The 11,643-nt window shown below is 44.3% G+C and carries 12 protein-coding genes and 2 riboswitches; of the genes, 9 read left to right on the forward strand and 3 right to left on the reverse strand.

Features of this window, described 5'->3' with window-relative positions:
* Positions 1–3 precede the first annotated feature (3 nt).
* Positions 4–1,296: an O-acetylhomoserine aminocarboxypropyltransferase/cysteine synthase family protein gene (locus AC4EG4_RS05625; RefSeq protein ID WP_490977280.1), complete on the reverse strand. Its 1,293-nt coding sequence runs from the start codon at positions 1,294–1,296 to the stop codon at positions 4–6.
* A 101-nt stretch (positions 1,297–1,397) separates the two neighbouring features.
* A riboswitch (SAM riboswitch) is annotated at positions 1,398–1,513 on the reverse strand.
* A gap of 132 nt (positions 1,514–1,645) precedes the next feature.
* Between AC4EG4_RS05625 and AC4EG4_RS05630 the strand changes: the two genes are divergently transcribed.
* The 6 genes from AC4EG4_RS05630 to pepT all read left to right on the forward strand — a co-directional run bounded on the left by AC4EG4_RS05630 (position 1,646) and on the right by pepT (position 8,036).
* Positions 1,646–2,287 (forward strand): glycerol-3-phosphate acyltransferase, encoded by a 642-nt coding sequence (locus AC4EG4_RS05630; RefSeq protein WP_490977279.1) that lies wholly within the window; start codon positions 1,646–1,648, stop codon positions 2,285–2,287.
* A 123-nt stretch (positions 2,288–2,410) separates the two neighbouring features.
* Positions 2,411–2,527: riboswitch (SAM riboswitch) on the forward strand.
* A gap of 139 nt (positions 2,528–2,666) precedes the next feature.
* Positions 2,667–3,698, forward strand: a complete 1,032-nt coding sequence (locus AC4EG4_RS05635; protein WP_490987157.1) for a methionine ABC transporter ATP-binding protein — start codon at positions 2,667–2,669, stop codon at positions 3,696–3,698.
* Positions 3,688–4,338, forward strand: coding sequence for a methionine ABC transporter permease (locus tag AC4EG4_RS05640; RefSeq protein ID WP_490987158.1), 651 nt, complete (start codon positions 3,688–3,690; stop codon positions 4,336–4,338). Before AC4EG4_RS05635 ends, AC4EG4_RS05640 begins: the two co-directional genes overlap by 11 nt.
* 210 nt (positions 4,339–4,548) lie before the next feature.
* Positions 4,549–5,382, forward strand: coding sequence for a MetQ/NlpA family ABC transporter substrate-binding protein (locus tag AC4EG4_RS05645; RefSeq protein ID WP_490987159.1), 834 nt, complete (start codon positions 4,549–4,551; stop codon positions 5,380–5,382).
* Positions 5,383–5,476: 94 nt separating this feature from the next.
* Positions 5,477–6,682 (forward strand): M20 family metallopeptidase, encoded by a 1,206-nt coding sequence (locus AC4EG4_RS05650; RefSeq protein WP_490987160.1) that lies wholly within the window; start codon positions 5,477–5,479, stop codon positions 6,680–6,682.
* 136 nt (positions 6,683–6,818) lie between these two features.
* Positions 6,819–8,036, forward strand: a complete 1,218-nt coding sequence (gene pepT, locus AC4EG4_RS05655) for a peptidase T (RefSeq protein ID WP_490987161.1) — start codon at positions 6,819–6,821, stop codon at positions 8,034–8,036.
* Between the two features lie 50 nt (positions 8,037–8,086).
* Here pepT and AC4EG4_RS05660 read toward each other — a convergent pair whose 3' ends face one another.
* Entirely contained in the window at positions 8,087–9,106 is a 1,020-nt protein-coding gene (locus tag AC4EG4_RS05660) for an STAS domain-containing protein (protein WP_490987162.1), read from the reverse strand.
* 153 nt (positions 9,107–9,259) lie between these two features.
* Between AC4EG4_RS05660 and AC4EG4_RS05665 the strand changes: the two genes are divergently transcribed.
* The 3 genes from AC4EG4_RS05665 to AC4EG4_RS05675 all read left to right on the forward strand — a co-directional run bounded on the left by AC4EG4_RS05665 (position 9,260) and on the right by AC4EG4_RS05675 (position 10,998).
* Positions 9,260–9,490 carry a YczO family protein gene (locus AC4EG4_RS05665; protein WP_490977273.1) on the forward strand — a complete coding sequence of 77 codons (231 nt, stop codon included), beginning with the start codon at positions 9,260–9,262 and terminating at the stop codon, positions 9,488–9,490.
* Positions 9,491–9,596: 106 nt separating this feature from the next.
* Positions 9,597–10,490, forward strand: coding sequence for an EamA family transporter (locus AC4EG4_RS05670; protein ID WP_490987163.1), 894 nt, complete (start codon positions 9,597–9,599; stop codon positions 10,488–10,490).
* Positions 10,491–10,575: 85 nt separating this feature from the next.
* Positions 10,576–10,998 carry a pyridoxamine 5'-phosphate oxidase family protein gene (locus AC4EG4_RS05675; RefSeq protein ID WP_490987164.1) on the forward strand — a complete coding sequence of 141 codons (423 nt, stop codon included), beginning with the start codon at positions 10,576–10,578 and terminating at the stop codon, positions 10,996–10,998.
* A 34-nt stretch (positions 10,999–11,032) separates the two neighbouring features.
* Here AC4EG4_RS05675 and AC4EG4_RS05680 read toward each other — a convergent pair whose 3' ends face one another.
* On the reverse strand, positions 11,033–11,467 hold the full coding sequence (locus tag AC4EG4_RS05680) for an RrF2 family transcriptional regulator (protein ID WP_490987165.1): 435 nt from the start codon (positions 11,465–11,467) through the stop codon (positions 11,033–11,035).
* Positions 11,468–11,643 lie beyond the last annotated feature (176 nt).

An 11,643-nucleotide genomic window follows, 5' to 3' on the forward strand; every position in this document is an offset into this window, starting at 1 on the left:
TCCTTATGCATTTTCCAATACGGCTGCCTGAATCGCTTGCTCCAAATCAGCGATCAAGTCTTCTGCATTCTCCAACCCGACAGACAAGCGAATTAGCTCCTCTGTTACGCCGGATGCTTGTAGTTCCTCGTTGTTCAATTGTTGATGCGTAGTCGAAGCCGGATGAATGATCAGTGATTTAGCATCCCCTACATTGGCTACATGAGACCACAGATGGACGCTGTCAATCACTTTCCGGCCCGCTTCACGCCCGCCTTTAATTCCAAAATTGACAATTGATCCATAACCGTCGTTTTTCAAGTATTTCTTCGCCAGTTGATGAGAAGGATGATCTTCAAAACCAAGGAAATTCACCCACTCGATTTGCGGGTGTTGTTTCAAATAATCGGCGACAAGTTGGGCATTGCTATTGTGTTTTGGAATGCGCAGGTGCAAGGTTTCCAACCCTTGCAACAAAGCATGGGCACTTTCCGGACTGAGGGATGGCCCAAAATCCCGAAGCAGTTGAACACGTAACTTTGTCGCAAAAGCCGCTTCCGGTACATCGATGCCATACCGCAATCCGTGGTATGTTTCGTCCGGCTGTGTGTAATTCGGAAAGCGAGGATTGTCCCAATTGAACGTTCCCGCGTCTACAGCCACTCCGCCAATTGTCGTGCCATGCCCGCCAATCCATTTTGTAGCGGAATGAATGACGACATCTGCCCCGTATTCAATGGGATTGCTGCCATATGGCGACGCGAAGGTATTATCGATCAATAGTGGAATTCCATTTTCATGAGCAATGGCTGCTACTTTTTCTACATCAAAGACATTCAAGCTCGGGTTGCCAATAATTTCACCGAATAGAACTTTGGTTTTATCTGTAATCGCCGCTTTGAAGTTTTCGGGATTTGTCGCATCCACAAATTTTGTCGTAATGCCATAACGCGGCAACGTGTTCGCCAATAAATTGTATGTTCCGCCATACAGGTTGCTGTCTGCCACAATTTCGTCTCCAGCTTCTGCTATATTCATAATGGAAAAAGCAATGGCCGCCATTCCGGAAGACAAGGCAACAGCTGCTGTTCCGCCTTCTAATAACGCTACCCGCTGTTCAAAGACATCGACCGTCGGATTCATAATACGCGAATAAATATTGCCGGTATCCTTCAGTCCAAAAAGATCCTGTGCATGCTGAGTGTCCTTAAAAACGTAAGAAGTAGTTTTGTAGATGGGAACCCCTCTTGATCCTGTCGTAGGATCCGGCTGTTGTCCGCCGTGAAGCAATAATGTTTCTGGTTTTAAGTTGGTCATTTTCCATTCCCCCTATTTTTTGTGGATACTATTCATGCAGAAAGGGACAGCAAAAAGCCCCCTTCGGTTAAGAAGAGGGCCGTAAATTACGGAGTTTCCTCCTCTTATCTGTCAGAACCTGTCGATCAGTTCTGTAGGAATTAGCACCTTTCCAGACAAAATGTCTGTCGGTTGCCGGGCATCACAGGGCCTATCCCTCCGCCACTCTTGATAAGAGTATTTGATTTGGTTTTTCATCTTGTTGAGAAGTATAAAAACTTCAGCGCTTTTTGTCAAGCGTATTAGTCAAAAAATTTTGAAACCTTCCTTTCACTCAAACGTTAACATTTAGTATAGAGGAGGAATCGGTATGCTGGTTTGGATTTTGCTATTATTCGTTGCAGGCTATATCATTGGTTGTTTTCACGGATCCCTTGCTGCACAGGCTTTGTCAGGAGTTAACGTAAAAAAAGAAGGTGTGAAAAATTCCGGTGCTTCCAATGCTGCAATCGTATTGGGCTGGAAATATGGATTGCTTGTTGCATTTATTGATATTTTTAAAGGATTTGCTGCAGTTGCAGGTCTCCGCTTATTATTGGAAACAGGAAACTTCTCAGCTGAAATGACTTGGGCTTTGTTGTTTGTGGCAGGTGCCGGGGTAGTTTTCGGGCACAACTTTCCCTTTTACATGAACTTTGACGGCGGGAAAGGAACCGCTTCAGTCATTGGCGTTATGCTCGCCCTCGATTGGAAGCTTGGGTTGCTTGGACTGATTCTGTTGATCGGCGTTTCGCTTGCAACAGACTACTTGGTAATTGGCGTATTTGTTCTTTATGCCGTTTATTTTGTCATTGCTTTTATTCCGGCATCTGGAGCTTGGCCCTTGCTGACTGCTTCGGCTTTATTTGCTATGGCCGTATGGAAGCATAATGAAAACATTATCCGAATAAAAGATGGTACTGAAAGTAAAGTATCTTCAGTTTTGCGCAAGAAATCTAGTACATCATCTTAAAGTAGATTTCACAGTGGTTTTTCTCACATTTTAAAGATTGTGAAATAAATCTCAAAGTTTTTCTTGACTTTTTTGTTATTTCACCATAAAGTAAGACTCACGAATCGAATAGCATACATCACTTTCTTATCAAGAGAAACCGAGGGACAGGCCCTGAGACGTTTCGGCAGCAGATTTGTTTAACCGCAAAAACTGTGCCAACTCCTGCAAATGCCATTTAAGGCATTTGGAAGATGAGAATTAGATGGTTTCAACTGGAGCCCTCTTTTTTCTTATGGATGAGAAAAAAGAGGGCTCTTTTTTGTCTATTATCTCAATCAGCATTTGAGACACCGTCGATTTGATACAATTCATTCCAACCTAAGGAGGCACCATCACCATGATTCAATTCGAAGGCGTCGCCAAGACCTACCAATCAGGCAAACAGGAAATCCATGCCTTGAATGGCATTGACCTGACCGTCGAAACCGGAGAAATATACGGAGTTATCGGCTTTAGTGGAGCCGGAAAAAGTTCATTGATCCGCACGGTCAACCTGCTCGAACGCCCTACCACAGGACGTGTAATGATTCTGGGAAAAGACATATCCACCCTATCCAGCAAGGAAATCCGCACCATCCGAAAAGACATCGGCATGATTTTTCAGCATTTTAATCTGCTGAATTCAAAAACGGTTTACCATAATGTTGCGATGCCGCTTTTGTTGGCGAAAACACCAAAAGCGGAGATCGAAAAACAAGTAAAAGACCTGCTCGACTTTGTCGGTCTGGGGGATCAGGCACAAAAGTACCCGGATCAGCTATCCGGTGGACAAAAACAGCGAATCGGCATTGCCCGTGCGCTGGCTACCAACCCTTCCGTCCTGCTATGCGACGAAGCGACCTCGGCACTCGATCCGCAAACGACTAAATCAATTTTGGATCTGCTGCGCAAAATCAACAATGAATACAACATCACCATTTTGCTCATTACACATGAGATGGGCGTTATCCGGGAAATTTGCGATAAGGTAGCTGTGCTTGAAACAGGAAAAGTCATTGAGCAAGGCAGCGTTTTCGATATTTTCTCGAACCCGCAACAACCTACGACAAAACGTTTTGTCCGCTCGGTCATGAATGATGAGCTTCCGGAATCACTGCTCTTGCAAATTCAGAACGCCAAAAGCGACAATGCGATTTATCGCCTCCAGTTTACTGGAAATTCGGTCGGCAAACCGTTCATGTCGCGTGTCTCGCGGGATTTCAAAGTTGATTTGAACGTGCTGTTCGGCAATGTTACAGAGTTGCAGGGCATTCCTTACGGCAATCTGATTGTTGAATTTTCCGGAGAGCCAAGTGAAATCCGGCGAGCCTTATCCTCTATTCGGGACAGTGATATTCAAATAGAGGAGGTCAATAACTATGTCAGTTAATTACGAACAAATCTTAGAAGCTTTATGGGAAACCATTTACATGACCGGCGCATCCTTCGGCTTTTCGTTATTGATTGGCTTTCCACTCGGCATCTTGCTAGTGGTTACACGCAAAGGCCATTTATTGGAAAACGAACCGATTTCCAAAGTGCTCAACATTGTCATCAATATTTTCCGTTCCGTTCCGTTTATCATTTTGATGGTGGCCATTATTCCTTTGACCCGCCTGATCGTCGGCACGTCCATCGGAACAGCTGCTGCCATTGTGCCATTGGTCTTCTACGCTGGCCCTTATATTGCCCGGTTGATTGAAAACTCCTTATTGGAAGTCGACAAAGGCGTTATCGAAGCGGCTCAAGCAATGGGCGCCACACCGATGCAAATCATTTTCCGCTTTCTCATTCCAGAAGCTCTAAGCTCTCTGGTTCTCGCATTAACCATCGCGGTAGTTGGCCTGATTGGTGCATCGGCGATGGCAGGTGCCATCGGAGGCGGCGGCCTTGGCGATTTGGCCATCACTTATGGCTACCAGCGATTCGACACGCTTGTCATGTTCATTACAGTAGCGATTCTTGTTGTTCTCGTGCAAGGCGTCCAAACACTCGGAAATGTATTGTCAAGAAGTGTGCGACGCAGTTGACAAGAAAAGCGGAAGCTGCCGTTTAGATTCGACAGGCATAAGACGATCTGGCGAAGCGGCGTTCGTTGCCGCACAGCCAGAGTGGCTTATGACCCGAGAATCTGGCAGCTGGAGTCTAGACAAAGAAAAGCGCAAGCGCCCGTGTAGCTCTGACGGATATAAAAGTTTAGAACGAATAAAAACATTAGAGAGAAATTGGAGGAATTAATCATGAAAAAAATTACAGCTACAGCATTACTTTCACTTGCAGCACTAACCCTTGGGGCTTGCGGAGACGATAGCAGTTCTGAAGGCAACACTACCGTTACGCTTGGCATCAGCGGTTCCGACACCACCATCTGGGATTACATTGCCGATAAAGCAGAAGCTGAAGGAATTGATTTGGAAATTCAAACTTTTTCCGACTACGTAGCACCAAACTTGGCACTTGCTGAAGGAGAACTTGACTTGAATGCTTTCCAAACCATTTCGTACTTTGATGAGTTTGTGGAAGAACACAATATCGATATCGTGCCAATCGGCTCAACTGTCATTGCGCCAATGGGCTTGTACTCCGACAAATACGAATCAATCGATGAAATTCCTGAAGGTTCGCAAATCGCAATGCCAAACGAAGCAACCAACATGGGCCGTGCCCTCCTGCTGCTCGATGAAGCAGGATTGATCACCTTATCTGAGGATGCCGGGCTTACAGGAACTGCCGAAGACATTATCGATAACCCGAAAAACATTGAAATTATGCCAATGGTTTCTGGCCACACGCCACGCGCTATGCCGGATGTTGCCGGTTCCGTCATCAACAACGGCGTTGCAGTAGATGCTGGCTTAAACCCGACTGAAGATCCGATTGCCCGCGAAAGCGACACAGCTAAACCGTACATCAACTTGATTGCTGCAAGTGCTGAAGAAGCGGACAACGAAGCATACCAGAAAATCGTCGAAATTTATCAGCAGGAAGACACTGCTGACTTCATTATCGAACACACAGAAGGCGCTCAGATTCCAACTGTTGTAACAGTTGAGGAATTGGTCGATTACGAATAAGCATTTCCGATTGAACCAAACATGGCTTTTCGTACAGCCTCAATTATAGTCAATCCATCATGCATTCAATCTAACCTTTACAGGAGGAATTCCAATGACCCTTACCAAGGAAGCAGCACAAACTCTTAGCCAGTCAATCGATTCCCGAGGCAGCATTTACATTGACACAAGCCAGGCAATCCATGCCAAACCTGAAATTGGCAACGAAGAGGTTTATGCCAGTTCGCTACTGATTCGTTTGCTTGAGGATGCAGGGTTTTCCGTTGAGAAAGCAGTTGCAGGCCACGATACTGCCTTTTTCGCCAGCAAGAAAAGCTCTCTTCCTGGACCGACGATTGCCTACCTGGCTGAGTACGACGCACTTCCGGGTATCGGCCATGCCTGCGGCCACAATATCATTGGAACAACCAGTGTTGCGGCCGCTATTGCCTTATCTGAAACACTGGAAACTACCGGCGGCCGCGTTGTGGTGCTTGGAACACCTGCAGAAGAAGGCGGTCCAAATGGCAGTGCCAAAGGCAGTTTCGTGAAACATGGCCTGCTCGAAGGCATTGATGCTGCTTTAATGCTGCACCCTTCCGGAAATTCGGCTGTCACCGGTCCTTCCCTGGCAGTCGATCCATTGGAATTCCACTTTTATGGCAAGCCTGCCCATGCGGCAGGATCTCCTGAAGAAGGCATCAATGCACTCGATGCCGTTTTGCAGCTGTTTAACAGCATTAATGCACTGCGGCAACAACTGCCATCAGATGCACGTGTCCATGGCATCATTACACACGGAGGGGATGCACCGAACATTATTCCCGAATATGCGGCTGCCCGCTTTTACATCCGCGGCGATTCCTGGAAGAAAACATCCGATACCGCGCGCAAAATCCGTGCCATTGCCGAAGGCGCTGCTTTGGCAACGGGTGCTACCGTGAAAATCGAGCGTTTCCAAAATGAAGTTCGTGACTTGGTCCTGACTCCGGCTCTCGACACAATTGTCCGAAGCGAGCTCGAAGCACAAGGCGAGGCTGTGGCCGACTCCCGCATCTCTGGCCTTGGCTCTACAGACGCTGGCAATATCAGTTATGAAGTTCCTACTGCACATGGTTATATTAAAATTGGACCTGAGAGCTTGATTGCCCATACGGCTGAGTTCCGTGAAGCTGCTAAATCGGAACATGGAAACAGCGCCCTCATTAAAGGTGCAAAAGCGTTGGCCAATACCGGCTATCGCCTGCTTACGGAGACGGCTCTTTTAGAACAAATTAAAGCGGTTCACGCCGATGCTGTGAAAGCAAAACTACAAAATTAAAAAAACGATGCTCCTCACAGGGGCATCGTTTTTTTATCCAGAATTTTCATCCCTTTCCCACTTCATGCTAAACTATTCCTATATAGGTTGAACCCATTGTTCAATTTATACAGAACTTATTCGAGGGGGATTATACATGTTGGAGAACTTAATTGAACGGCTTGTCCGTTACGCAAAAATCGATACACAATCTGATTTTAACAGCACCACTACGCCTTCTACGGATACCCAGTTTGATTTGCTCCGTGAGTTGGAACAGGAGATGAATTCCATTGGCCTAACCGATGTTGGAATGGATAGCGCTGGTTATCTGTTTGGCACGCTGCCAGCCAACACAGAGCGGGACATTCCAGTGATTGGCTTCCTGGCACATGTAGATACAGCCACCGACTTTACCGGAAAAAATGTTAATCCACAACGCATCAATGATTATGACGGACAGGACATTCCGTTGAACGAGAGTGTTGTGATGACGGTTGCCGACTTTCCTGCCCTTCAAAACTATGTTGGGCATACATTGATTACAACAGACGGCACAACTCTTCTTGGCGCTGATAATAAAGCCGGTATCGCTGAAATCATGACGGCAATGGACTATTTACATACCCACCCGGAAATTGAGCACGGAGAAATTCGTGTCGCATTTACGCCGGATGAAGAAATTGGCCGTGGCCCACACAAGTTTGATGTAGAACGTTTTGGTGCAAAATATGCTTACACAATGGATGGTGGCCCTCTTGGCGAATTGCAGTATGAAAGCTTTAATGCCGCCAGTGGCAAACTAGTGGTCCAAGGAAAAAGCGTTCATCCTGGTTCAGCAAAAGACAAAATGGTCAATGCCCAAACAGTAGCCATTCAATTTCAGCAGGAAATGCCGAAAAGCGAAGTGCCTGAATTGACCGAAGGATACGAAGGGTTTATCCATTTGAACAATTTTACCGGCAATGTGGAAACCGCGGAATTGACGTATATTATCCGTGATTTCGATAAAGATAAGTTCGAGGCCAAAAAGCAGCATATGCAGTCAGTTGCTAAAAAACTGCAGCAGCAATATGGTGAAGAAGCCATCCATTTGGAAATCGAAGATCAGTATTACAATATGCGTGAGAAAATTGAGCCTGTTATGGAGATTGTCGACAATGCTGAACATGCGATGACTGCACTCGGCATTAAACCCAACATTGTTCCAGTTCGCGGCGGAACAGACGGATCCCAGTTATCCTATATGGGGCTTCCAACTCCGAATATTTTCACGGGTGGAGAAAACTACCACGGAAAATACGAGTTCATTTCAGCCGAGAACATGGAAAAAGCAACACAAGTCATTATTGAAATCGTCAAATCTGCTAAGTAAATAAACAACAAAGAGCGTATTGGATCAGATCCAATACGCTCTTTTTCAACTTATACGATGCATCGTCCATTTTGAGCTAAGGCATAATGAATGCCGTGCTGCAGCGTTTGGAAACATTGAAATTTTGATAAGTTGATGCCTGAGTCTGTAATCGTCAGGCTCATTTTTGCTGAGATGCCCACCAATATCGTTTGTGTTCCGATTAATGATGCGGCTGACCCTAACTTTTCTATCAGCATTGCTGCATGCTGAGTAAAATTGTGGTTTAAACCGGTCAAATCCAAAATCAAATACTTGGCTTTGTGCTTGGGCAGATTTTGCAGTGTTTTCACTAACAACTCTTCTGCCCGGGCTTCATCATAAGTCCCCAGTAAAGGCACGACAACGATATCTTCCAAAACCGGAATAAGCGGAGAGGAAATTTCTTTGATCATTTCATTTAATTCTCTCGTTTTTTCATCCACTAAGCGTTCGAGTTCATTTATTTTTTCCGCTTCTTTTAAACGTGATAATTGGTGAATGTTTTTTTCAATGGTTTCGTCTGAAGGGAAATACTGAATAATACTCTCCGGATGGCCGTCCAATTGATGATGGACAACCTTGTACCACATGTTTTGCTGGAACAAAGATGAAAAAAATCCAGCATAATGAGCAGGCAAAAAGCTGCCCCCTTGCTCTTTTTTCTGAGCCACATTGATTATATGTTCCCAGCTGTTTTTCAGATGCACTTCCAATGTACGTGTTTCTGTATTAAGTTCTTTTATTTCTGCTAAGCCCCACCCGGCAGATGCATACGTGTTAGTAATTGATTGAGCGGCATCTTCGATAGATATCCCTTTCATGCTTTGAAAGTATTCTCCTACTACCAGCCCTTGCCGATATCCTGTGGATTCCAACACCATGTTCGCTGCGTCTTTTCCAGAAATCTCTTCCAGGGAATCAAAAAACATTTTCATTGCGGATGCCGTCCAAAAAAGAACAGATTCTTGTCCCTCAAACAAAAAACGGCCTTCAGCCAAATTCCATTCAAAACTCAATCCGCCTACTGTTATTGCTGATTCTGTAGTCATGTTGAAGCTCCTCTCAATTGCTAGTTCCATTTTATCATATTGCTTATATTTCTTATGGATTTAAGGATGTTTTTTTGCAAGGTGTGAAGTCATGTTTCAAATAATTCATTAAAGGAATATAAGAAGTAAGACAAAACGAAAGAGGTGCTTTACATGTCAGACAAAAAACCATTCAGTCAGGAAGACCGTCAAACAAGAGACGGCGCTTCTATGGATAATCCAGAACAGTTTAAAACAGATAAAAAAAGTCTTTCCGAAATGCACGAAGAGGAAATGACGGTCGATGCCATTCCAATGGAAGATTTAAAGCAAGAGAAAAAAGAAGAAGGAAACAAACGAGCAACGAAGAGCAATTCTTCAAGCGAAGAAAAATTCCCAGAGTAATCAGCGCGAATTTTCGTAAAAATGAATGCTTTCAAAAAAGACCGCAGAGGCTATGCTCCGCGGTTTTTTTGTGCTATGATTCTCGTTTGAACAGGAGTGAAAGAAGATGAAAAACTTAATTTATCCGCTTATGGTTGTCATAGCAGCGAGCTCTTATGGAGTTCTCTCAACCATTATCAAAGTGGCCATGAAAAATGGATTTACTGCTGCTGAAGCAGTAACTGCCCAATACTTTATAGGGTTTGCATTAGCGGCTCTTTTATTTTTTATTACACAACGTAAAATGCCACGTATTAAAGGATGGAAAATTTTAGTGCTGTCTGGTACTTCAACAGCTGTTACCGGCATGGTATACGCCCATTCGCTGAACTACTTGCCCGCTTCGCTCGCGGTAGTGCTGCTCTTTCAATTTACATGGATTGGCATGTTCCTCGATTGCATCGTCAACCGCAGATGGCTGAAACGTACAGAAGTAGTATCTTTGATCTTGTTATTTGCCGGAACCTTGTTTGCCGCGGGCATTATTGGAACCGACTTGAGCGGCATCCCATGGCAAGGATGGGCTTGGGGAATTGGCGCAGCTTTTTGTTTTTCTGCGTTTATGTTCGTCAATGGCAAGCAAATCGAAGGCATGGATACTTCTGCCCGCTTGTTTTACGTATCGCTGTTTGCAGCAATTGTAGTTGGCTTTTTCCAAACGCCCGAGATTGTCTGGAATGGGCAATTGTTCAGTGAAGGCCTATGGATTTTCGGATTACTGCTGGGCGTCTTTGGCATCATCATGCCTATCTACTTTTTCTCGGTCGCTGTGCCGCATGTCGGCTCGGGGCTTGCTTCCATTTTAAGTGCAATGGAATTGCCGGTAGCTATTTTAGCATCCGTTATTATTTTAAATGAAACTTTGAGTTTTCTTCAAATTGGTGGAATTATTATTATTCTTGTAGGGATGGTATTGCCAAGTGCCTTTAACCGAACCCCAAAAGAAGTGGAACGTATTTAATGGCCTGCTGCTTCAGCAGGCCTTTTATGTTTAATTCGAAGTTAAAAAGGAATAGATAAGTACAAACATAAAAGGAGTGGTATGGATGAATCAGGAAGATGTAAAAAAAGCGGCCTTGAAAATTTTAGAGGAAAGTTATGTGGGGACATTGGCAACAATCAAAGGAAATAAACCCCATTCGCGCTATATGACTTTTTTCAATGATGACTTTACACTTTACACCGCTACCGGCAAAAATACACAAAAAGTTGATGAGCTGGAAGCTAACCCGAACGCCCATATTCTTTTAGGCTATGATGGTGAAGGGGTCGGCGATACATTTTTAGAGATTGAAGGTACGATGTCTTTAAATGATGACCGCGAGTTGATCGACAAAGTATGGAACGAGCATTTAGAAGGTTGGTTTGAAGGCCCCGATGATCCAAACCTGATCATTTTGGCGATCAAACCTGACCGCGTCCGTTTGATGAATAAAAAAGGGCAAGAACCACAATCCCTTGAATTATAAATATAAAAAACGGCTCAAAAATTTGAGCCGTTTTTTACGTTCGCAAAATTTCACGAAGTCCTTCTCTGTTGAATAACAAGTCTTCGAGCGTATATTCATCCAAAACAGTCAAGTATGCATGAAGTGCTTTCCCCAATACACCGTGCAGACCACAAATTGGAGAAATCGGACAGCTGTTACGCTCAGCATCAAAGCATTCAACCAAATGAAAATCGTCTTCCATTTGTCTTACGACTGCCCCAACGTTGATATTTTGAGGAAGGTCTGCCAGACGAATGCCCCCGCCTCTCCCTCTTACTGTATGAATAAAACCAGCTTTTCCCAGCTCAAATGTAACTTTTGTTAAATGATTTTTCGATATATTGTATGCGTCGGAAATTTCTTGTATAGTCGTTAATTTGCCCGATTCCTTAGTTCCCAAATAAATCAATACACGTAATGAGAAGTCTGTATACATGGTTAGTCTCATTATTTTTCACCTCTTCTGCCAATTTAGTATAACGACTTTTCAATAAGTCCGAAAGTATTTGGATCTTTCTGGTCTACCATGCTTAAATCGGAACGTATAACCAATTAATAGAAATATAAAAATATGTTTCCACGTCTTATGCCCGGCAGAGCTACATGGGCGCTTTCGCTTTTCTT

The organism is Planococcus sp. TJ-201, assembly GCF_058268495.1.